Origin of the sequence: Enterococcus sp. DIV1368d (genome assembly GCF_050542975.1) — a bacterium.
GTDB lineage: Bacteria > Bacillota > Bacilli > Lactobacillales > Enterococcaceae > Enterococcus_D > Enterococcus_D casseliflavus.
On the sequence record NZ_CP172939.1, the window covers coordinates 2,624,226 to 2,645,809 of the forward strand.

The window sequence follows — 21,584 nt, forward strand, 5'->3', positions numbered from 1 at the left end:
TCTTTTTCAGGTCTGTGTTGGTGCCTTTTTCTTTCTTCTATTTGTAACTTTCCTTCCGATTGCCTATACTAGAAACATAAAGGAGGCGATCGTACGCGTGACTTATCGAACGATCCGACAAGATGGAGAAACGGAAATAGAAATCAAAAAATCGCGTTTCATCTGTTCGTTAAAACGAATCCAATCAGAAGATGAAGCCAAAGCGTTTATACAAGCCCTCAAAAAAGAACATTGGAAGGCGAATCATCATTGCAGCGCCTATGTATTGGGTGAAAACCATGAGATCCAACGCAGCAGTGATGATGGTGAACCTAGCGGCACCGCTGGAGTACCGATTTTAGAAGTATTGAAGAAAAATGACTTGATCAATATGGTCGCTGTCGTTACCCGCTACTTCGGTGGAACGAAACTTGGCGCTGGCGGATTGATCCGCGCTTATTCCAGTTCTGCTTCCGCTGGCATCAAGGCGGTGGGAATCGTCGAAGGCGTTTTGCATCAAGAGCTTGCATTGACCATTGATTATCCCCTTTTAGGTAAGCTGCAAAACTATTTAGAACTGCAGAACATCTACGTAAAAGACATTGCTTATACCGAGAAAATCGTTGTTACCTTAATGATTCCCGAAGCAACGCTTGCCGACCAAGAAGCCGCTTTGATTGATTTGCTGCAAGGGCAAGTGAAGCTAAACAAAGGCAAGACCGAATATGTAGAGCGCCTCATCGAGGAGCCAACCGAGTAACTATGCAGGACAAGCACCTGTCAAGTTTGCTCTTTTCCTCAAAGCACGGACTCTAATGCCGCTTGCTGCAGCGAATGCAGGAACGCCCAATCGTTGAAAAACCGAATTGACCGATGCGGAGCAACAGCACGTATGCTCGCAGTGTCCTTTCGGCTTTTTCGCGTCTTTTTTGTTCCCAGCCGTCTCAGGCAGCTTATTTTTCCATATAAAATTCGAAACGATTGCCGACATATTGGGTGCGCACATATTCAAATGGTTGCCCATCTTCAAATGAAGTGATTTGCCGCATACGTAAAATCGCATCGCCGCGTTTGATTTGTAAGTAATCAGCAATTTGCTCGGAAGCGACCATAGCTGAGATCGTCTGCGAAGCGCCGCCGATTTTCCGCTGTCCTTTTTCTTCCAACACTTTATAGAGGGAAGAGATGATCTCCTCCTTGCTAAAGTCATGAATAAACTTTTCAGGGATACTCGCTACTTCAAAACAGATCGGCACATCATCCGCATACCGAATCCGCTCCATCCGTAAAATCGTTTCGTGTCCTTCTAATTGCAGCTTTTCCATCTCACTGGAGCTAGGTGCAGTCAAGAAATAAGCGACCGCTTTGCTGGAAGGCTTACGACCAAGAGAATTCATAATTTCGGTAAAACTCGTCGTGCCCGTCATTTTCTCCTGTACTTTTTGGCGAGCCACATAAGTGCCAGAACCGATTTTGCGCTCAAGAATCCCCTCATCCGCTAAGGTTTGGATCGCTTGCCGCAACGTCATGCGACTCACGCCGAATTGTTTTGACAACTCCCGTTCTGAAGGCAGACGATCCCCGATTTTGTATGTATTGTTTTCGATATTGGCTTTGATTTGATCATGAATCTGGATATAAACAGGTAATTTTTCCACCACTACACATTCCTCCGTTCCCCTCCTATTATAACTGGTATATACCTAAATAGCTAATAAAAAAAGCAAAAACTGCTCAGTTTTTCTTAATTTGTGCGAACTCTTTCCCCATTTTATAGGCAGAAAAAGAAGTTATCACAAATTGTCCAAACAAGAGCAGTCTCTTTGCTTTTAAATTGGTTCGGTCGCTGGCTTGAGAATTTATTCAGCCAACGCTTTATTGGCAGTTGCCATGAGCAAGCGAATGCGATTCAATTGATTGACGATCGAAACACCTGGATCGTAATCAATCGCTGCAATGTTCGCCTGTGGGTATTGGCGACGCAGCTCTTTCATGACGCCTTTTCCTACTACATGGTTAGGCAGACAACCAAATGGTTGCAGACAAATGATATTGTTGACATTATTTTCCAACAGATCGATCATCTCACCGGTCAAGAACCAGCCTTCTCCCGTATGATTGCCGATGGAAACAATCTCGCTCGCTTGCTCGGCAAGCTGATGGATCGAATGAATGCCCTCAAAGCGCGTTGACGCCCGCAACGCTTTATCCATTGGTTTTTGGAGCCGTTCAATCGCCATGATCGCAAAATCAGCGATCATTTTGCTTTTCTTCGCCATCCCCAAATGCTCGTAGCGCCAAATCTGATTGTAGAGGGAATAATTCATGAAGCCGACAATATCTGGTACGACCGCTTCCGCTCCTTCTGCTTCTAACAGGCGAACGACATCATTATTGGCAGTCGGTGAATACTTCACTAAAATCTCTCCCACGACACCGACACGTGGCTTCTTGATAGCTCTTATCGGCACTTGATCAAAGTCTTGAATGATTTTCTTCATATTGCGATTAAACAGACTGAAGGAGCCATTGCGGACATTTTTGGCAATTTTTTCCAGCCATTCTTGGTGGAGCCGATCGACAGCCCCTGCTTCTTGCTCATATGGACGGGTGCGATAAACGACTCGTTCAAAGAGATCCCCGTATAAAAATGCCACCGCCAAGCGTTTCATCATCGGCAAGGTAAAGCGAAAGCCCGGATTTGATTCAACCCCGGTGTTGCCCATCGAAATAGATACCACCGGCACTTGTGGAAATCCTGCATCGTTCAGTGCTTTACGCAACAAAGGAATATAGTTCGTTGCACGACATCCGCCGCCCGTCTGAGTCATCAAAACACTGGTATTTTCAACATCATATTTCCCGCTTTGCAATGCTTCTACCAGCTGTCCAATGGAAATGATGGCCGGGTAGCAGGCATCGTTATTGACAAAGCGCAAACCGACATTGACTGCTTCTCGATCTTCACTGGGCAGACAGACCACTTGATACCCAGAAGCCTGCAAAGCGACATCTACTAATCCGCTTTGGTGGATGGGACTCAACATCGGCAATAAGAGCGTGTGCTGCTTGCGCATTTCTTTGGTAAAAATAATCTTTGCTGGTTCCTCGTATTGCTTTTTAGGAACAAAGTGCTGTTTATCCCGTTCGTTGACTGCTGCTTTCAAGGAACGCAACCGAATCCGAATCGCCCCAAGGTTTGCACCCTCATCGATTTTCAACACCGTATACAGCTTCCCATATTGCGCCATGATCTCTTCGACTTGATCGGTGGTCACTGCATCGATCCCACAGCCGAAGGAGTTTAATTGAACCAATTCCAACTGCTTGTTTTTCGCCACCACTCGTGCTGCCGCATACAACCGTGAATGATAGACCCATTGATCCACGACCCGCAGATCGCCGACATTTGCTAAATGAGCAATACTGTCCTCGGTCAGTACATGAAAGCCTTCTTGGGTAATGACTTCCGCTATCCCATGGTTGATTTCAGGGTCCAAATGATACGGTCTTCCAGATAAAACGATCCCTTTTTGGTTGGTCGTCATCAGCATTCGCAGCGTTTCTTCTCCCCGTTGCGCAATATCTGCTTTGAACTGATCTAGTTCCTCGAAGCCGCTACGCAGCGCTTGGGCAATTTCGTCTTCAGAAAAACCAAAATCTTGAAACGTCCCCATTAAGGTTTTGACCATTGAGGCTTCATCTGCCAGATTTAAAAATGGACAGCGGTAGTCAACCGCCCCTTCACGAATCGCATCGACGTTGTTACGAATCACTTCTGGATAGCTTTGTACGATTGGACAGTTAAAATGATTTTCAGCGGCAGTGTTCTCTACTCGCTCAAAAATGACTCCTGGATAAAAGATCAACGGTATGTTTTGATCGATCAGTGCTTGGATGTGTCCATGGGCTAGTTTGGCTGGGTAACAAACGGTATCGCTAGGAATCGTTTCGATCCCTTGCTCATATAGTTCTTTATTAGAACGCGGCGACAAGGTTACTCGAAACCCTAACTGGGTGAAAAAGGTATGCCATAGCGGATAATTTTCATAAAGATTCAACACTCTTGGTAAGCCGATTTCCCCATGGAGGGCATCTTTTTTACGCAAAGAACGGTACTTGAACAAGCGGCGGTATTTTTCATCCACGAGATTGACTTTGCGGTCTTCTTTTTTGATTTTGATCCGCGCACCACGTTCGCAGCGATTCCCCGTAATGAATTTTCGACCATCCGAAAAGAGGGTCACGGTTAATAAACAATTGTTTTCGCAAAGACCGCAATTTGTAAATTCTTTTTCTGCTTGAAAATCGGCCATTTCTGCAGGAGACAACAACGTACTGACATCGTCGATCGCCGCTTCTTCTAACGCGATCAACGCCGCCCCATAAGCGCCCATCAAGCCAGCGATCGATGGTCGTACGACTTCACGGCCGCTGATCAATTCAAAGGCGCGCAGAACCGCTTCATTATAGAAAGTCCCTCCTTGGCAGACGATTTTCTCGCCAAGATCTTCGGGGCGCCGAACCTTGATCACTTTATAGATAGCATTCTTTATGACCGAGTAAGACAAGCCAGCCGAAATGTCGCCAACAGAGGCTCCTTCTTTTTGGACCTGTTTGACTTTTGAGTTCATAAAGACGGTACAACGCGAACCCAGGTCAACCGGCGCTTGGGCTTTTGTCGCTGCCAGGGCAAATTCTTTGACATCCTGATTCATAGATTTGGCAAAGGTCTCAATGAACGAGCCGCATCCTGACGAACAGGCTTCATTTAGCTGAATCGAAGAAAGTGCACCGTCTTTGACTGTCATCGCCTTCATGTCTTGCCCACCAATGTCCAAGATAAAATCAACCCCTGGCTGGAAATGTTCAGCAGCTTTGTAATGGGCCATTGTTTCGACTTCACCGATATCGACCTTCAGTGCATGTTTGATCAGATGCTCACCGTACCCTGTGATCGTTGACTTTGCGATGTAAACGTCAGAAGGCATCTGACGATAAAGCTCTTGTAAAACCGCCATCGTTGTCGCTAACGGCTCGCCTTCATTGTTGCCATAAAAAGAAAACAACAAATCCCCTGCATCATTGATCAAGACGACTTTCGTTGTCGTTGATCCTGCATCGATGCCTAGATAAGCAGCGCCTTTATGCTCGGACAAAGGTTTTTCTGCAGCAATCGCTTGGGCATGGCGGGCACGAAAAGCAGCCAGTTCTGCTTCGTCTTTGAATAAAGGATCTAGCGTATCTGTTGGCGCAAGTGTGCCGTCTTCTTCATTGGCTAAGCGGTCGCATAGTACAGAAAGCTGCTGCGCTTCTTCTGCATACAGTGCAGCCCCCATCGCCACAAACAGTTCTGGATTCTCGGGAAAAATGATATCTGCTTCTTGCAGGTTCAACGTATCGATAAATCGTTGACGCAATTCCGACATAAACGTCAGTGGACCGCCTAAGAAGGCTACCTTGCCTTTGATTTTACGACCAGCAGCTAAGCCAGCAATCGTTTGATTGACCACCGCTTGAAAAATACTCGCAGCAATGTCCGCTTTTGCCGCTCCTTCATTGATCAGCGGCTGCACATCAGTTTTGGCAAAGACCCCGCAGCGTGAGGCAATCGGATAAAGGGTTTGGTATCCCTTGGCTAGCTCATTGACCCCATTGGCATCCGTTTTCAATAAAACCGCCATCTGATCAATAAACGCACCGGTCCCACCGGCACAACTGCCATTCATCCGCTGCTCCAACGCACCTTCAAAAAAGGTGATCTTCGCATCTTCACCGCCTAATTCGATCGCCACATCCGTTTCTGGGATCACTGTCTCGACTGTTTTGGTACAAGCGATGACCTCTTGGACAAAAGGGATCCGCAAAACTTCTGCCAGCCCCATTCCGCCTGATCCGGTAATCGCTAGCGCAACTGGCTGATCTTGGATTACTGCTTGCGCTTCTTTAATAATTTTTTCCGCTGCCTTTTGGATGTCTGCATAGTGTCGTTCATACCTTGAAAAACACGTTTGATTGCGTTCATCTAACAGAACCATCTTGACCGTTGTTGAACCGACATCGATGCCCGCCTTATATTTTTTCATTTGTTGCCTCCATCTAAACAACACTTTGTTGATTATCTAACAAGCCGTTTGTTATAATACTTATGTTCATTGTAATTCTTTTAATTGATAATTCAACAAACAATTCCAACGAAGGTGTGGGATAAACAACAATTAGACGTTTTTTGTCGTTTATTTTGAAAGGAAATTCACAATATGAAAAAATTGGATTTACGTGTCAAACGAACCAATAAGTACATTATTGAAGCCTTTATTCGCTTAGTTGAAGAAAAAGGCTTCGAGCAAGTGACTGTCCAAAATATCGCAGACGAAGCCATGATCAACCGCGCGACCTTCTACGCCCATTACAAAGACAAGCAAGACTTGTATGAAAAAATATTTGACTTGGCCGTCGAATCTTTTACCTCGATCCTTGACTTTGAAGATTTCGTCCAAGGCAATCGAATCAAGATCCGTAAAATCGAAGCTGCCATGACCGAACTTTTTTTACACATTCAAAAGAATCGCTCTTTTTATTTGACGATCATGGATGCCTCTGCCATTGAGATCATTCGTAAAAAACTGGGGCTGATTTTAACGGAACGGTATCAAGAGATCTTCTCAACCTTGAAGATCACAGAAGGCGATCTTGAAGTGCCCTTAGATTTCATCATTGATTATATGACCTCAATATTTGTTGGCACGCTGCATTGGTGGCTAACGGCAGAAACAACGATGCACGCCGACCATTTAGCAAAACTCGTCATCAAACTAGTGGCAAACGGTCACCTAACTGTCTTGGGGATTGAAATTGAGGAATAAAAAAAGAAACTGCCTATATGCAGTTTCTCTCATGCTGATTGCCCTTTAATCAATGATTTTTTGCGCGCCATTTGATCGTGTCTTTTGTCTTACGCTGTTTTGTTACTTTGATTCCTTTTGGAGCCACACGAATCGCATAGTCTTCCTTTTTGACAACGTCATAGACATGCTCTGCAACTTCCGTTACTTTTTCTTTTAGATTCAGTTTAAATTTCATGTGTTTTCATCTCCCGAATGCTTTACTACTAGCGTATCGCAAATAAAAAAAATCTTCAACTTATAGCCCTTCCTCAAACCAAAAAAAATAATGGTTAAATAACGAAAAAAAACAGCAAAACTACTTGCTGTTTTTTTCTGCGTATTCATCTGACTGGGGTAGCTGGATTCGAACCAACGCATGACGGAGTCAAAGTCCGTTGCCTTACCGCTTGGCTATACCCCAATAATGGTGGAGGAGAGTGGATTCGAACCACTGAACCCTAAGGAACGGATTTACAGTCCGTCGCGTTTAGCCACTTCGCTACTCCTCCAAAAGGTTTTTCTCAAACCTGACAATAGTTATAATACCGAAAAAGATAACAAATTGCAAGAGCAAAAAGCAAATTTTTCTAGAAATTATTCATGTAAATTCCATTGGCGAATAATCATCTCGATCGCAGCTTCTAAACTTCTGCTTGAACCTAGATCTTCATCCCCTAAAAAGCTTTGAAATTCTTTCGGTCCAGTCGTTAAAATCTCACCGATACGTTTTTTACCAATAAATAATTCATTGACGGTATAGTCTTTGCCATGAATGGCTTTCGTTGTTTCTTCAATACGGACTTCGATATCTTTATTTTTCTTAGACATGATTGCACCTCTTTCTTTACAGCACCTTCCTATTTTAACAGAAAACCAGCAAAAGAAAAAGAAAATCTCATCTGGAACGAAAAAAAGTAGTCAATCGTTACGATCGACTACTTTTGCTGCTTTGTCTCATTTCTGGTTCGTCAAGACAGCACTGGTTACGGTATACCCCGCATCGCTTAAGATTTTCTCAATCGCTGCGACTTGGCGCGACTCTACTTGGATCTCAACAATCGTTTTTAGCGCCATCCGATTGACTACGATGGTCAAAATACTCATCTGATGATCGGCAAGCAGCTTGGTCACGTCTGCTAACACGCCTACATGGTCATCCGTGATCTCGATGGACACTCGGGTTCCACCATCATGGTAGCCAGTGATTTTCAAAAAGGCATCGAAAATATCATTGTTGGTAATGATTCCCACTAGGGTATCATCATCCATGACTGGTAAAACCCCCACGTTTTCACTACGCATGACGGAAATGGCGTCCTCTAATAGTGCATCTGGTTCAATCGTGGTCACTTTTTTCAACATGATATCAGCGACAGTCGTTTTATTTAAGAGATAGTTCATTTCATAAACGCTTAAGCTTGTCGCTTTTGAGGGAGTTGCTTCAGCGATCGTTCCTTCTGTGATCAACCCTACTAATTTACCATCGTCAACGACGGGCAGACGGTGGATATCGTGCTGCTTCATTAAATCTACTGCATCAAAGATCGGTGTCTGCGAATCGACGGTGACGACCGTCTTCGTCATAAAATCACTTACACTCATTGTTTAGCCTCCTAGATACGCTTTTCTTACTTCATCACTTGCTAGTAATTCTTCTCCAGTACCTTCTAAAACGATTTTCCCCGTTTCTAATACATAGCCGCGATCGGCAATCGATAAAGCCATTTTTGCATTTTGTTCAATCAGCAGCACAGTCGTTCCTTGCTGCTTGATTTCTTGAATGATTGAAAAAATTTCTTTGATAAAAATCGGTGCCAAGCCCATCGAGGGCTCATCCAGCAAAAGCAAGCGCGGTTTTGACATCAATGCCCGCCCCATTGCCAACATCTGCTGCTCACCGCCAGATAATGTCGACGCATCTTGCGAGAGGCGTTCTTTCAATACAGGAAACTTGCGGTAAACTTGTTCATAGTCTTCTTTGACACCACTGTCTTTACGCAAGAAGGCGCCCATCTCTAAGTTTTCTTGAACCGTCAATCCTGAAAAGACGTGCCGCCCTTCTGGCACTTGCGACAAGCCGTTTGCGACGATTTTTTGCGGTGCTTCTTTCTCAATTCGTTTTCCTTCAAAAGTGACTGAGCCATTTGAGGGGCGGATCAATCCAGAAATCGTCCGTAAAATCGTGGTTTTCCCTGCACCATTGGCACCAATCAGTGAAACGATCTCCCCTTGATTGACGTGGAAGGAAACATCATGGACCGCTTGGATCATGCCGTAGTGTACACTTAAATTTTGAATTTCCAGCATCAGATTTCCCCTCCTAGATAAGCTTCGATCACCCGCGGATTGTTTTTGATCTCTTCTGGTTCACCGTGGGCGATGACTTGGCCGTATTCCAGCACATAAATCCGTTCGCACACTTCCATGACCAAACTCATATCATGCTCAATCAAGAGGATCGTCAATTGAAAATCTTTTTGGATCTTATAGATCAGCTTTGTCAGTTCTGTTGTTTCTTGAGGATTCATCCCCGCAGCCGGCTCGTCAAGAAACAGAATTTTTGGTTCTGTAGCCAATGCGCGTACGATCTCTAACCGACGCTGCTCGCCATAAGGCAAATTTTTCGCTAACGTTTGACTTTTGCCATCCATATCAAAGATCCGTAACAGCTCTAAGGCTTTTTTCTTCATGGACGCTTCGTTTTTGTAGTACTTTGGCAAACGCAGGATGCCAGTCAGCAGTCCTTCTTTATGCTTACTGTTCATAGCGATCAAGACGTTGTCCATCACAGTCAAATTTTTAAACAAGCGAATGTTTTGGAAGGTTCTTGAAAGACCTAAATCCGCAATTTTATAGGGCTTCACGCCATTTAAACGTTTTGGCTTACCTTGGGTCTCAAAAAGCACTTCCCCTTCACTAGGTTCATACACACCTGTCAGGAGATTAAAGAGCGTTGTCTTGCCAGCACCGTTTGGTCCAATCAATCCGACCAGCTCATTGGTATCTAAATGGAGGTCTACATGAGAAACAGCAGCTAAACCGCCAAAGTTTTTCGTTAAGCTTTTAACTTCTAATAGAGGCATCGTTGTCATCCCCCTTTTTTCTAAATTTATCCAGCAGTCCTTTTACGGAGAATTCCCATGTTCCTAAAAGTCCGCTTGGTTTAAAGATCATGATGATGATCAAAGCCAATGCATAAATGATCATGCGCAAATCAGAGAAGCCTTGCAAGTACATATTTAAGATTCCTAGCACTACTGCCGAGACAACTGCTCCTGTGGTACTCCCAAGCCCTCCAAAAACGACGATGATCAATACATCGATCGATTTCATAAAACCGTAATCTCGTGGGAAAACCGACTGCTGATAGCTGGCATAAAGGGTACCAGCAATGCTTGCCATCACTGCCCCCATTACAAACGCAATTACCTTGTATTTCGTTGTGTTGACCCCCATTGATTCTGCAGCGATCTCATCTTCCCGAATCGCTAAAGTCGCCCGACCTGGTCCGCTATGGATAAAGTTTGACACGACAAGAATCGATAAAACGGCAAAGAGAAAGACGATCTGCCAATTACTGAATTGGGGCAATCCGAAAATTCCTGCAGGACCATTGGTCAAGCCTCGTAGGTTCACCAACAAGATCCGAATGATCTCTGCCACACCTAAGGTAGCGATCGCTAGATAGTCGCCTTTTAAACGGAGGGTCGGAATCCCAACCACTAATGCGACTGCACCAGAAACCAGCATCCCCACCAGTAAACCAGTTAAAAAGCCACCAAAGGTTGGATTGCTTGCCGACAGGATCGCGCCAGCATAAGCACCGATTGCCATAAATCCAGCATGTCCTAAGGAGAATTGCCCTGAAAAGCCGATGATCAGATTCAAACTGACTGCCAAGATGATATTGATTCCGATATTGACGATGATGGCATCAGAGAACAAATTGATCATTCCGCCATTGTAGGCTGCAAATAATCCAAAATAAAGAATAGCTGCCAGAGCGAGCCAGATTAAGTTGTAACGTAAATTCTTTTTCATTTCTGCCACCTACACTTTCTCTTTGATATTTTTGCCGAGGATCCCAGCTGGACGAACCAACAATATAATTATTAAAATGACATACACTAAAGCATCCTTATAATCAGAAAAACCAAGCGCTGTCGCTGCTGTTTCCACCAAACCGATCACAAAGCCACCTAAGGCTGCTCCAGGAATGATCCCGATCCCGCCAAGAACCGCTGCAACAAAAGATTTCAGACCAGGAACGACGCCCATTGATGGATCAATGGAATTATAATACAAACCGATCAGCATCCCGCCAGCTGCAGCCAAAGCCGAGCCTAAGGCAAAGGTAAAGGAAATCGTTCGATTGACATTGATCCCCATCAAACGCGCTGCATCTGCATCAACACTTACTGCCCGCATCGCTTTTCCCATACGGGTCTTTTTCACGATCAATTGCAAGAGAATCATTAAGGTAACCGAAACAGCCAAGATCAATAACTGGACATTACTTACTTGAACAAACCCGATGGAATAAGTTTGTCGTTCAATCGCTTGCGGAAAGGGGCGCACATTGGCTGAAAAGAAAAAGATCATGACATTTTGCAAAAAATAAGAAACCCCGATTGCCGTGATCAGTGCCGAAATTCGCGTGGAATTGCGTAAGGGACGATACGCTAAAAATTCGATCGTTACCCCAAGAGCTGCACTGGCGATCATTGAAATGAACAACGCGGGGAAAAACCCTAATTGCCATTGATTGATCAAAAAGTAACCGATAAAACTACCGATCATGTAAACTTCTCCGTGGGCGAAGTTGATCAACTTGATGATGCCATACACCATCGTATAACCCAACGCTAACAAGGCATAGATACTGCCTAGAAACAAGCCGTTGATCAATTGTTGGATCATCATTTCCATATACTCACTTCCAATATCATTTATTATGGTCATTCTTTTAGAGAAAAGAAACTGAGACAAACACATCAGGTCTGTCCCAGTTTTCACTGCCAAACAACTGCGGTTTTTTTAAGGTTCCACAGTGTCTGCTGAGGTTTCTTTCCCGTCAGTCAATCCTAAAACAACTGCTGATTTTTCAGGGTTATGATTTTCATCCATCGTGATTTCACCGGTCACACCGACAAAGTCTTTCAGTTCAGACAAACCAGCTGCGATCGCCAATGAATCTGCTGAGTTTTGATCTTCGATCGCTTGTTTGATCATATAAACGGCATCATAGGCTAATGCATTAAAAGCAGAAGGCTCTTTGCCATATTTTTCATTGAAAGCTGCCACAAACGGCTCAACTTTGTCGTTTGCTGGTGCTTTGGTAGAGAAGTGACCTGTATAGTAAACATTGCTGACATTTTCTGCACCAGCTGTTTGAACCATTTTTTCATCACCGAATCCATCCGCACCAATGATTGCTTGATCAATTCCTAATTCTCGCGCTTGCTTGATGATCAAACCAGCTTCTGTGTAGTAGCCTGGAATGAACAAGACATCGAAGTCAACATCTTTGATTCTTGTAAGAACTGCTTGGAAATCTTTGTCGCCTTCGGTAAAGTTATCCTCTAAGACGATTTCGCCTGGGTAGCTTTCTTTAAATGCTTCCGTCAAACCAATTGCGTAGTCACTTGAGTTATCACCCAAGATTACGGCTTTTGAAGCATCCAAATTTTCTGCTGCATATTTTGCCAAGATTGTTCCTTGGAAGCTATCTTGGAAACAAGAACGGAATGCAAATTCTTGGACTTTTCCACTGGTGTAAGTAATCGCATCATCGGTACCTGAAGGAGTGACCATCGGTACTTGGGCTCTCGTCACATTCGGTAAAGCCGCCTTTGTGGCACCTGAAGTTGCTGGTCCAATAATGGCAACGACTTTATCATTGGTTGCTAAGTTGGCTGCTACTGTCGCAGCTTCATTGTTATCTGATTTGTTATCTTTCGAAATGATTTCAATTTGTTTTCCAAGAACGCCGCCGGCAGCATTGATTTCTTCGACTGCCAAGTCGATCCCCTCTTTTTCAGCCGTCCCATAAGCAGCAACTGCTCCAGACAACTCTAAGTTGGCACCAATCTTAATGGTATCTCCCTCTTGTTTATTGCCACCTTCAGCAGCACCACTGCTATCCGTTGGTCCACCTGTTGGTCCTGCACTACAAGCTGTCAATAAAAACAAACTCGCAAACAAAAATGCAAATTTCTTTTTCATAATTTTCCTCTCCTTTACTTCCCCTGAATATGTTATCCAATATACTGAAAAATCTAGGAAATGTCAACGAATTATCAGAATATTTCACCTATTCAGAATTTATTTTTTTCGCTGATAAAAAATGGTGCTTTTAAAACATTGATCCAGCAACAATGGAATCGCTTTTCTAATTTTCGGATAAAAAGAAAAGCAAGCAAAGGTTTTTCCCCTTTGCTTGCTGCCGATACGCTTTGATTTGATACTTTTTTCTTCAAACGGACGTTTGAAAACATTACATCCTCATGTTAGCGGCTATTTCGTGGATACAATGCTTGAAAATTTGCCGCCGCCCCAACTAAATTGGCATCATTGCGATAGTCACATAACTTGATCAGTGGGACGAAATCATTTAATGCTTGATCCGCCAACATTTTTTTCAAGCGCTGGTCAACTTCTTCTAACAAGCCTTTTTTGGCACTGACACCACCGCCGATAATGATCACTTCAGGATCAAAAGCAAACTGAATACTGAACAGTCCTTGTGCTAAATAGTTGTAAAATTTATTGACTTCCTCGATCGCAATGGCATCGCCATCTTCTGCACGTTGAAAGACCTCTTCACCGGTAATCGTCGTTCGATCCACTCCGATCCGATCACAATACCGCCAGGCCATCTGAACCGCTGTCCCTAGTTGCGAAAATGTTTTGCCTTGATCTAGGATCATCAACCCAAATTCGCCACCGTATAAATGTGCCCCACGGACTAGCTCACCATTTTGAAACAGGGTACCGCCAACGCCTGTTCCGATCACAACGAAGGCTGCTTGCTGATACTCTTTGCCCGCTCCTTGATAAAATTCAGCCATCCCAGCGCAATTGGCATCATTTTCGATGGTTACGGGTACCCCAAACGCTGCTTCGAGTTCTGAGTAAATATCAAACCCATGGATATAAGGGATCGCACTAATGCCGTCGATCCGCCGTTCTTGGGCATTGACCGCACCTGGCGCACTGATTCCAACGCCTTCAATCTCTTCATCTACGCTTGCCCTCACTTGCTGCAGCTGTGCTTTCATTTCCTCCCAAGTATTTGGAGTAGTGAATTTCCCTTTACTCACCAAAGAACCTTGTGCCCAGACGCCATATTTTACTGCTGAACCACCCATATCAAAGACTAAAATCGCCATTTTTTTCCCTCAATCCTTTATTATTCTGATACTGTCTATTTTACCGCAAGTCGGCGCTTGAAGAAAGCGATTTCCGAGGACAAGAAAAAAACAGTCTCATTCACTTAGACTGTCTCTTCATCCATTAGAGTTGTTTTTCCAAAATCACTTGATCGAACAGCTGCTGCCCATTCTCAAAAATCGGTTCGACATAGTGGGTGGTGAAATAATTCTTCACCCGCTCTTTTTCAACATAGCCTTGCTTTTGGTACAAAGTCAAGGCTGCAGAGGGCAGACTACCAGTTTTGATCACTACGATCGGCCGTTTTGCCCCGAGGTGCTGACTGAGGATCGCTTCTTCGGCAGCTTGTAGCAATTGACGACCGATGCCCATTCCTTGCTTTTCTGGAGAAACAGCCACATTCATAATCTCCCAGTTCTTGCCTTGATTTTGATAAACTAACACACCAATCATTTCTCCAGCTTCTTCATAAACAAGTGTTTGGCTATTATATAGATAGCTTTCTACGACTGCTTTTTCAGGATCTGCATCCAGCAGCAACGCCCAAGGATACGCTTCATTAGGGGTGATTGGACGAATCATGGCTTTTTGGCTCCTTTTTTATATTTCTGTTGATTCCTTTTAACTTTTCCGATAACGGTACGTTGGTTTGACTTTGTCTTGCGTATTTCGTTTTAAAGTAAACGTCTGGGGTACGTAATCTATTCCGCCTTTTACAAAGGGATGGCAGCGTAAGATACGAGCTACCCCCATCAAGCCTCCTTTGGCTGCTCCATGGACTTGGATGGCTTGGATCATGTATCCTGAGCAAGTCGGATAATAACGACAGCTAGGAGGAAATAATGGGGAAATAAAACGTTGATAGAAACGAACAAAGCCGATCAAAAGTTTACTCATTCCTTGCCAGCCTTTCTTTTTAGCGTACGATTCAGTAAAGATAGATAGAAAAAACTAGGACTCAGCACGTGGCGTAAGTCCTAGTTATCGTTTATTTCATAAACTCAAAGATATGATTCCAAAGACTTGGAGAGAATACTTTAAAAGGACTGCCGTCACCGATCACTCCATAGCCGATCATCGTTCCTGCTAGGAACAATAAAATAGCTAATAAAATGACGATTAGAATTTTTATCAAGCTAGTTAAAATATAACGGTTCAACTTCACTTTTTTTCTCTCCTACTCCTATTAGGCGTTAACTGGTACGACTTCTTCTACTGCGTCAGAAACTCGTTCAACAGATGCCCCTAATTGTTGCAATTTTTCGTGGAATTTGTAGTAGCCGCGATCCAAATATTTTAGATTGCGGACACGCGTCCGTCCCGTTGAACGCAGACCTAATAAAATCAACGCTGCTGCGGCACGTAAATCTGTCGCATAGACCAGCGCACCTTGTAATTCATGACCGCCTTCGATCACTGCAACGTTGCCGTCAATTTTTACATGGGCATTCATGCGACGCATTTCTTCTAAATGTTGGAAACGATTCTCAAATACCGTTTCATTCACAACACTCGTTCCTTGCGCTAATAATTGAATAGCAGACATTTGCGCTTGCATGTCCGTAGGAAAACCTGGATGTGGCATCGTTTTTACATCAGTCGCTTTCAAGCGTTCTGGTCCGACCACACGAATCCCTTCAGCGACTTCAGTCACTTCTGCACCCATTTCGATCAATTTTGAAATCAATGGACGATTGTGCTCTGAGATCGCATCTTTAATAATAACGTCTCCTTGAGTCATCGCTGCTGCAACCATAAAGGTTCCTGCTTCGATACGGTCTTGCACGATCGAATGATCTACTGCATGCAGGTGTTCGACACCTTCAATACGCATCGTTTCGGTTCCTGCACCAAAGACCTTGGCACCCATTTTATTCAAAATGTTTGCTAAATCAACGATTTCTGGCTCACGAGCGACGTTTTCGATGATGGTGATGCCTTTAGCTTTTACGGCAGCCATCATGATATTTTGCGTTGCGCCGACACTTGGGAAATCCAAGTAAATGCTATTGCCTTTTAACTCATCGGCGATCGCTTCTATGTATCCATCTTTTTGGATGATTTGCGCGCCTAGTGCTTGAAATCCCTTCAAATGTAAATCAATTGGTCGTTTGCCGATTGCACAGCCGCCAGGCATTGCCACTTTGGCATGTCCATTACGGGCTAACAAAGGCCCCATGACTACGATTGACGCGCGCATTTGGCTCACATACTCATACGGTGCTTCGATTGCTAATTCTTGTGACGCATCGATCGTCATTGTGTTGTTTTCTTCTTCAAAATCGATTGCGACATTTAAATGCCGAATCACTTCTTTCATTGTTAATACATCGGAAAGGATCGGTACATTTGTTAATGTCGTTGTTCCTTCTTCCGCTAATAAGCTTGCCGCTAAGATAGGTAGAACAGCATTTTTTGCCCCTTCGATCTTCACTGTTCCAGTTAATCGATTACCACCTTGAACGATCATCTCTTCCATTTATGTTCCCTCCAAATAATGCAGTGACTCACACAAATCTTGCCAATTATAGCATAATATTCGGTGTTTTTGCATATATTAATGAAATTCTTAAAAACCTGTTAAAACTAAATTACGACATAGCGCAATCAACTCAAGGAAAAAAGTACTGGCGGTGTAGCCTAATGCAATCGCAAGAAACACCATGACCATTCGTATCTGAGTCGTTCGTAAAGCTTTAAAAAAAGCATCGATCCGCACAGATTGCAATGCCCAAAATGCTAAATAGATGAACGCTAAATGACTCACGATTCGAATGATTGCATCAATTCCATACACTTGCATACTTCCTGCTCCTTTTTTCATAATTGAACATTCCTATCATACCACAAAGATGTCAAGATAAAAAATAATCTTTCTTGAAACCTTCATGAAAAGACTTTAAAAAGTTTTTAAAACGTTTTCTCGAATAAAAAAAAACAAAGGCAAGATGCCCTTGTTTTTTTAGGAATGTTTTGACACGTTGATTCGATTGATGGCGCGGTGCAAAGCAACCGTTGCGCGCCGAAGCTGGTCGATATCCTCGACTTGTTTGGCTTCTTCGATTTGGCGTTCTGCACGCTGTTTTGCTCTTTCTGCACGTGAAACGTCGATGTCACGATCACGTTCCGCACTATCGGCTACGATCGAGACAACATTGTCTCGCACTTCTAATATACCGCCGTTGACAGCGACCCAGTCGACATGGGTATCTGAATCGATCCGTTTGACCCGGACTTCATCAATCGTCAATGGAACGATGATTGGGGCATGGTGCGGCAAAATACCGATCTCACCATCTGTCGTACGTGCAACCACGATTTTCGCGTGATGATCGTAAACCAAACCAGCAGGTGTCACCACATTGACTGTTAAAAATTGATCCATGAGGTTCCCCTCTTTCTTCAAGGCTGGTTAATTAATAGCCAATTTTTTTCGCTTTTTCAATGACATCTTCAATTCGTCCAACACTGCGGAAGGCTTCTTCTGGAAGATCATCATATTTTCCTTCAAGAATCTCTGCAAATCCTTTGATGGTTTCTTCAACTGGCACATAAGAACCAGGTTGTCCCGTAAACTGTTCCGCTACGTGGAAGTTTTGTGACAAGAAGAATTGAATGCGGCGTGCGCGGGCAACTAAGGTTTTTTCATCATCAGACAGTTCATCCATCCCTAAGATGGCGATGATGTCTTGTAATTCCCGATAACGTTGCAACGCATGCTGTACTTCAGTCGCTACTTCATAATGTTTTTCACCAACGATTTCAGGTGCTAACGCACTAGAAGAAGACGCCAGTGGATCAACGGCAGGATAGATCCCTTGTTCGGTCAATTTACGTTCCAAGTTGGTTGTTGCATCCAAATGGGCAAAAGCAGTCGCAGGTGCTGGGTCTGTATAGTCATCGGCAGGGACATAGATGGCTTGAATAGACGTAACGGAACCTTTTTTCGTCGATGTGATCCGTTCTTGTAATTGCCCCATCTCAGTTGCTAATGTTGGCTGATACCCAACGGCCGACGGCATCCGACCTAGTAAGGCAGATACTTCAGAACCTGCTTGAGTGAAGCGGAAGATATTATCGATAAACAAAAGCACGTCTTGTCCTTCTACATCGCGGAAGTACTCCGCTAAGGTCAACCCAGTCAAGGCAACCCGCATCCGGGCACCTGGTGGTTCGTTCATTTGTCCAAACACCATGGCTGTTTTTTCGATAACGCCAGATTCTTTCATTTCATTATAAAGGTCGTTTCCTTCACGTGTCCGTTCACCAACACCTGTGAAGACAGAGATCCCCCCATGCTCTTGGGCAATGTTGTGGATCAGTTCTTGGATCAAGACAGTTTTACCAACACCGGCACCACCGAAAAGACCAACTTTCCCCCCTTTTAAATAAGGGGCTAATAAGTCGATAACTTTGATCCCAGTCTCAAGGATCTCGGTACTTGTTGACAATTCATCAAAGTCAGGAGCTTTTTTGTGGATCCCACTGCGGGGTGCTTCTTCAGGAAACGGTGCTTCTAAATCGATGGTGTCCCCTAAGACATTAAACACCCGTCCTAAGGTTTCTGTCCCAACTGGAACAGAAATGGAGGCGCCTGTATCGATTACTTCCATTCCTCGTTGTAAGCCATCTGTTGATTCCATGGCAATCGTACGGATAACGCCGTCGCCAAGTTCTAAGGCAGCTTCTAACACAACTTTTGTTTTCTGCTCATCTTTTTTGTAAACAATCAACGCATTGTTGATATCTGGTAATGATTGGTCTAGAGAGAATTCCACGTCAACAACGGGACCAATGACTTGAACAATCTTGCCTGAACTCATTCGTATTCCTCCATTCGTTCTTGAAACTATTCTAACGCGGATGCCCCCGCCACAATTTCAGTAATTTCTTGGGTGATCGCTCCTTGGCGCGCTCGGTTATAAGAGATCGTCAAGTCCCCAATAATATTTTTGGCATTATCTGTTGCTGTTTTCATCGCTGTCATTCCGGCAGCATGCTCGGCTGTTTTTGCGTCAACAATCGCACCATAAATCAAGCTTTCAGCGTATTGAGGCAGTAATTGATTCAAAATTGCTTCTCTGGAAGGTTCAAACAAGTATTCTTGTTCATAACTTTCGGCTTCTTCAGGATCTAGATCGGAAATCGGCAACATTTTCTCCACACGAAATTGGCTAGTCAATGAGTTGATGTGATGGTTATAACACACATATAATTCATCGAAGACTTCGTTTTGGTACATCGTTGTCGCCAATGTTACGATTTTACGCACCTCGTCAAAGCTTGGTTGATCCGAAAGGTTTCTTAGCTCGTACGCCAAATTGATGCCCCGTGCTTTGAAAAAGTCAGCGCCAGTTGCACCAATGGCAATCATGACATACTCTTCTTCTTTTGCATGGTCTTCATCCAGCATGGTCATCATTTGCTTCAAGATGGAACTATTGTAGCCGCCCACTAGACCGCCATCAGAAGTGATGACGATGTAGCCTGTGCGTTTGACCGGACGACTAACCAACATACTGTTATAGTTCACACCATCTTTAGGACCAGAACCTGCAAGATCGGAAAGCTGCTGCGCAGTTAAATGCGTAACGATTTCACGTACTTTGTTGGCATACACTTGAAACTGTTTCGAATGAGCTTCAGATTTTGTTAATTTTGCAGCTGAAACCATTTGCATGGCCTTTGTGATTTGGCTGGTTTTTTTTGTTGAGGCAATTCGTTGCTTGATTTCATTTAATGAAGCAGCCATTTTCTCTCACCTCTTTTTATGCGTTTTGCATTGTCGATATTTTATCTTGGGGTGTCACCCGAGAACCGTTGGATGCCATGAAAATATCTTTGAATGCTTTAATGGTGTCATCTAACAAGCTTTCTTCTGGCAAGTCTTTCGTTGTCCGAATGGTTTCAAAAATCGTCGCTGCATTTGCTTCGATATATTCAAATAATTCTGCTTCAAAGTCCAATAGTTTATTGACTGGTACACTATCAATGAATCCATGCGTCAAGGCATAAAGAATCACGACTTGTTTTTCTACTGCCAGTGGTTCATGCAGTTTTTGCTTCAAGATTTCAACGGTTCGACGACCGCGGTTTAATTTGGCTTGTGTTGCAGCATCTAGATCAGACCCAAACTGCGTAAAGGCCTCTAGTTCGCGATAGCTAGCCAAGTCCAAACGCAAGGTACCGGCAACTTTTTTCATTGCTTTGATCTGCGCAGACCCCCCAACCCGTGAAACGGATAATCCAGCCGCTACGGCAGGACGAACACCAGAATAGAAAAGGTCGTTTTCTAAGAAAATTTGTCCATCTGTGATAGAAATCACGTTGGTTGGGATATAGGCTGAAATATCCCCTGCTTGTGTTTCAACAAACGGCAATGCCGTCATAGATCCACCACCTAGTTCATCACTTAATTTCGCTGCACGTTCCAATAAACGAGAATGCAAGTAGAAGACATCCCCTGGGTATGCTTCACGACCTGGCGGACGACGTAGAAGTAGAGAAAGTTCACGATAAGCGACCGCTTGTTTTGATAAGTCATCAAAGACGATCAAAACATGTTTGCCGTTATACATGAATTCTTCCCCCATCGCAGCCCCCGCATAAGGTGCGATATAAAGCAGTGGTGCTGGTTGTGAAGCACCTGCTGAGACTACGATCGTGTAATCAAGCGCACCGTAACGACGCAATGTTTCCACTTGTGCACGAACAGTTGAATCTTTTTGGCCAATTGCGACATAAATACAGATCATGTCTTGCCCTTTTTGGTTGATGATCGCATCAATAGCGATCGTTGTTTTTCCGGTTTTCCGGTCACCGATGACTAATTCCCGTTGGCCACGACCGATTGGTACTAAAGCATCAATAGCTTTCAACCCTGTTTGCATTGGTTCCGAAACGGATTTCCGTTGCATAACACCTGGTGCAGCTGCTTCGACTGGGCGTGATTTATCTGTTTCGATCGGACCTAAACCATCGATTGGTTGCCCTAATGGATTTACTACCCGGCCAATTAATGCATCGCCGACAGGAACTTCCATGATTTTACCAGTTCGTTTTACTTTGTCCCCTTCACGAATGGTTTCAAAATCACCTAGGATGATGATTCCGACATCGTTTGACTCTAAGTTTTGTGCCATCCCATAAGAACCGTTTGAAAACTCAAGCAGTTCTCCACTCATGGCATTTTCTAAACCGTGGGCGCGGGCGATCCCGTCCCCAACATATGTGACAGTACCGATTTCTTCTACAGAAAGTTCGTTCTGATAATTTTTAATTTGCTCTTTGATCAAGGCACTAATTTCTTCTGCTTTGATGGCCATC

Annotated in this window: 22 protein-coding genes and 2 tRNA genes; 2 read left to right on the forward strand and 22 right to left on the reverse strand. The window is 43.9% G+C overall.

The features are described from left to right. The first annotated feature begins 97 nt into the window (after window positions 1–97). The gene (locus IGJ44_RS12320; RefSeq protein ID WP_074536090.1) at window positions 98–739 is read left to right on the forward strand and encodes a YigZ family protein; all 642 of its coding nucleotides are present in this window, start codon (window positions 98–100) and stop codon (window positions 737–739) included. A 193-nt stretch (window positions 740–932) separates the two neighbouring features. Here IGJ44_RS12320 and IGJ44_RS12325 read toward each other — a convergent pair whose 3' ends face one another. Both IGJ44_RS12325 and IGJ44_RS12330 read right to left on the reverse strand, forming a co-directional pair. Then, window positions 933–1,640 (reverse strand): GntR family transcriptional regulator, encoded by a 708-nt coding sequence (locus IGJ44_RS12325; RefSeq protein ID WP_005228765.1) that lies wholly within the window; start codon window positions 1,638–1,640, stop codon window positions 933–935. A gap of 198 nt (window positions 1,641–1,838) precedes the next feature. Beyond that, complete coding sequence (locus tag IGJ44_RS12330; RefSeq protein WP_074536092.1) at window positions 1,839–6,065, reverse strand: 2-hydroxyacyl-CoA dehydratase; 4,227 nt, start codon at window positions 6,063–6,065, stop codon at window positions 1,839–1,841. 174 nt (window positions 6,066–6,239) lie between these two features. Here IGJ44_RS12330 and IGJ44_RS12335 point away from each other — a divergent pair, with 174 nt between their 5' ends. Further along, window positions 6,240–6,845, forward strand: a complete 606-nt coding sequence (locus tag IGJ44_RS12335) for a TetR/AcrR family transcriptional regulator (RefSeq protein ID WP_005228762.1) — start codon at window positions 6,240–6,242, stop codon at window positions 6,843–6,845. Window positions 6,846–6,894: 49 nt separating this feature from the next. On the opposite strand, the gene IGJ44_RS12340 is transcribed toward IGJ44_RS12335, so the two are convergent. The 20 genes from IGJ44_RS12340 to atpA all read right to left on the reverse strand — a co-directional run bounded on the left by IGJ44_RS12340 (window position 6,895) and on the right by atpA (window position 21,583). Continuing rightward, complete coding sequence (locus IGJ44_RS12340; protein ID WP_005228760.1) at window positions 6,895–7,062, reverse strand: hypothetical protein; 168 nt, start codon at window positions 7,060–7,062, stop codon at window positions 6,895–6,897. Window positions 7,063–7,215: 153 nt separating this feature from the next. Next, window positions 7,216–7,287 (reverse strand) — tRNA-Gln (locus tag IGJ44_RS12345). 4 nt (window positions 7,288–7,291) lie between these two features. Further along, window positions 7,292–7,375 (reverse strand) — tRNA-Tyr (locus IGJ44_RS12350). Window positions 7,376–7,460: 85 nt separating this feature from the next. Then, a complete protein-coding gene (locus tag IGJ44_RS12355; protein ID WP_005228752.1) occupies window positions 7,461–7,694 on the reverse strand; it encodes a DUF2969 domain-containing protein in 234 nt (77 codons plus the stop codon). 126 nt (window positions 7,695–7,820) lie between these two features. Beyond that, window positions 7,821–8,468 carry a CBS and ACT domain-containing protein gene (locus IGJ44_RS12360; RefSeq protein WP_010749788.1) on the reverse strand — a complete coding sequence of 216 codons (648 nt, stop codon included), beginning with the start codon at window positions 8,466–8,468 and terminating at the stop codon, window positions 7,821–7,823. Between the two features lie 3 nt (window positions 8,469–8,471). Continuing rightward, entirely contained in the window at window positions 8,472–9,173 is a 702-nt protein-coding gene (locus IGJ44_RS12365) for an ABC transporter ATP-binding protein (RefSeq protein ID WP_015510178.1), read from the reverse strand. Then, complete coding sequence (locus tag IGJ44_RS12370) at window positions 9,173–9,949, reverse strand: ABC transporter ATP-binding protein (RefSeq protein WP_430605744.1); 777 nt, start codon at window positions 9,947–9,949, stop codon at window positions 9,173–9,175. Before IGJ44_RS12370 ends, IGJ44_RS12365 begins: the two co-directional genes overlap by 1 nt. After that, window positions 9,930–10,907 carry a branched-chain amino acid ABC transporter permease gene (locus tag IGJ44_RS12375; RefSeq protein WP_005228744.1) on the reverse strand — a complete coding sequence of 326 codons (978 nt, stop codon included), beginning with the start codon at window positions 10,905–10,907 and terminating at the stop codon, window positions 9,930–9,932. The genes IGJ44_RS12370 and IGJ44_RS12375 overlap by 20 nt, the downstream gene beginning before the upstream one ends. Before the next feature lie 9 nt (window positions 10,908–10,916). Further along, entirely contained in the window at window positions 10,917–11,795 is an 879-nt protein-coding gene (locus tag IGJ44_RS12380; RefSeq protein ID WP_005228742.1) for a branched-chain amino acid ABC transporter permease, read from the reverse strand. Between the two features lie 108 nt (window positions 11,796–11,903). Then, entirely contained in the window at window positions 11,904–13,091 is a 1,188-nt protein-coding gene (locus tag IGJ44_RS12385; protein WP_010749790.1) for an ABC transporter substrate-binding protein, read from the reverse strand. Between the two features lie 284 nt (window positions 13,092–13,375). Further along, window positions 13,376–14,257, reverse strand: coding sequence for an ROK family protein (locus IGJ44_RS12390; protein ID WP_074536095.1), 882 nt, complete (start codon window positions 14,255–14,257; stop codon window positions 13,376–13,378). Window positions 14,258–14,381: 124 nt separating this feature from the next. Continuing rightward, window positions 14,382–14,840, reverse strand: coding sequence for a GNAT family N-acetyltransferase (locus IGJ44_RS12395; protein ID WP_061053131.1), 459 nt, complete (start codon window positions 14,838–14,840; stop codon window positions 14,382–14,384). 39 nt (window positions 14,841–14,879) lie between these two features. Then, complete coding sequence (gene yidD, locus IGJ44_RS12400) at window positions 14,880–15,155, reverse strand: membrane protein insertion efficiency factor YidD (protein WP_008380886.1); 276 nt, start codon at window positions 15,153–15,155, stop codon at window positions 14,880–14,882. A 91-nt stretch (window positions 15,156–15,246) separates the two neighbouring features. Then, complete coding sequence (locus IGJ44_RS12405) at window positions 15,247–15,423, reverse strand: DNA-directed RNA polymerase subunit beta (RefSeq protein WP_005228723.1); 177 nt, start codon at window positions 15,421–15,423, stop codon at window positions 15,247–15,249. Between the two features lie 21 nt (window positions 15,424–15,444). Beyond that, entirely contained in the window at window positions 15,445–16,737 is a 1,293-nt protein-coding gene (murA, locus tag IGJ44_RS12410) for a UDP-N-acetylglucosamine 1-carboxyvinyltransferase (protein WP_016608772.1), read from the reverse strand. Window positions 16,738–16,827: 90 nt separating this feature from the next. Continuing rightward, window positions 16,828–17,061, reverse strand: coding sequence for a DUF1146 family protein (locus tag IGJ44_RS12415; RefSeq protein WP_061054458.1), 234 nt, complete (start codon window positions 17,059–17,061; stop codon window positions 16,828–16,830). A gap of 159 nt (window positions 17,062–17,220) precedes the next feature. Then, window positions 17,221–17,643: a F0F1 ATP synthase subunit epsilon gene (locus tag IGJ44_RS12420; protein WP_005228716.1), complete on the reverse strand. Its 423-nt coding sequence runs from the start codon at window positions 17,641–17,643 to the stop codon at window positions 17,221–17,223. Window positions 17,644–17,674: 31 nt separating this feature from the next. Then, window positions 17,675–19,081, reverse strand: a complete 1,407-nt coding sequence (atpD, locus tag IGJ44_RS12425) for a F0F1 ATP synthase subunit beta (RefSeq protein WP_005231864.1) — start codon at window positions 19,079–19,081, stop codon at window positions 17,675–17,677. A 26-nt stretch (window positions 19,082–19,107) separates the two neighbouring features. Further along, window positions 19,108–20,010 (reverse strand): F0F1 ATP synthase subunit gamma, encoded by a 903-nt coding sequence (locus IGJ44_RS12430; protein WP_005228710.1) that lies wholly within the window; start codon window positions 20,008–20,010, stop codon window positions 19,108–19,110. A gap of 16 nt (window positions 20,011–20,026) precedes the next feature. Continuing rightward, window positions 20,027–21,583 (reverse strand): F0F1 ATP synthase subunit alpha, encoded by a 1,557-nt coding sequence (gene atpA, locus IGJ44_RS12435; protein ID WP_008380876.1) that lies wholly within the window; start codon window positions 21,581–21,583, stop codon window positions 20,027–20,029. Between the last annotated feature and the right edge of the window lies 1 nt (window position 21,584).

Bases quoted from the DNA above. Each gene is read 5' to 3' on its own strand.
- IGJ44_RS12330 (WP_074536092.1), bottom strand. From the start codon at position 6,065: ATGAAAAAATATAAGGCGGGCATCGATGTCGGTTCAACAACGGTCAAG.
- IGJ44_RS12335 (WP_005228762.1), top strand. From the start codon at position 6,240: ATGAAAAAATTGGATTTACGTGTCAAACGAACCAATAAGTACATTATT.
- IGJ44_RS12340 (WP_005228760.1), bottom strand. From the start codon at position 7,062: ATGAAATTTAAACTGAATCTAAAAGAAAAAGTAACGGAAGTTGCAGAG.
- IGJ44_RS12355 (WP_005228752.1), bottom strand. From the start codon at position 7,694: ATGTCTAAGAAAAATAAAGATATCGAAGTCCGTATTGAAGAAACAACG.
- IGJ44_RS12360 (WP_010749788.1), bottom strand. From the start codon at position 8,468: ATGAGTGTAAGTGATTTTATGACGAAGACGGTCGTCACCGTCGATTCG.
- IGJ44_RS12365 (WP_015510178.1), bottom strand. From the start codon at position 9,173: ATGCTGGAAATTCAAAATTTAAGTGTACACTACGGCATGATCCAAGCG.
- IGJ44_RS12370 (WP_430605744.1), bottom strand. From the start codon at position 9,949: ATGCCTCTATTAGAAGTTAAAAGCTTAACGAAAAACTTTGGCGGTTTA.
- IGJ44_RS12375 (WP_005228744.1), bottom strand. From the start codon at position 10,907: ATGAAAAAGAATTTACGTTACAACTTAATCTGGCTCGCTCTGGCAGCT.
- IGJ44_RS12380 (WP_005228742.1), bottom strand. From the start codon at position 11,795: ATGGAAATGATGATCCAACAATTGATCAACGGCTTGTTTCTAGGCAGT.
- IGJ44_RS12385 (WP_010749790.1), bottom strand. From the start codon at position 13,091: ATGAAAAAGAAATTTGCATTTTTGTTTGCGAGTTTGTTTTTATTGACA.
- IGJ44_RS12390 (WP_074536095.1), bottom strand. From the start codon at position 14,257: ATGGCGATTTTAGTCTTTGATATGGGTGGTTCAGCAGTAAAATATGGC.
- IGJ44_RS12395 (WP_061053131.1), bottom strand. From the start codon at position 14,840: ATGATTCGTCCAATCACCCCTAATGAAGCGTATCCTTGGGCGTTGCTG.
- yidD (WP_008380886.1), bottom strand. From the start codon at position 15,155: ATGAGTAAACTTTTGATCGGCTTTGTTCGTTTCTATCAACGTTTTATT.
- murA (WP_016608772.1), bottom strand. From the start codon at position 16,737: ATGGAAGAGATGATCGTTCAAGGTGGTAATCGATTAACTGGAACAGTG.
- IGJ44_RS12415 (WP_061054458.1), bottom strand. From the start codon at position 17,061: ATGCAAGTGTATGGAATTGATGCAATCATTCGAATCGTGAGTCATTTA.
- IGJ44_RS12420 (WP_005228716.1), bottom strand. From the start codon at position 17,643: ATGGATCAATTTTTAACAGTCAATGTGGTGACACCTGCTGGTTTGGTT.
- atpD (WP_005231864.1), bottom strand. From the start codon at position 19,081: ATGAGTTCAGGCAAGATTGTTCAAGTCATTGGTCCCGTTGTTGACGTG.
- IGJ44_RS12430 (WP_005228710.1), bottom strand. From the start codon at position 20,010: ATGGCTGCTTCATTAAATGAAATCAAGCAACGAATTGCCTCAACAAAA.
- atpA (WP_008380876.1), bottom strand. From the start codon at position 21,583: ATGGCCATCAAAGCAGAAGAAATTAGTGCCTTGATCAAAGAGCAAATT.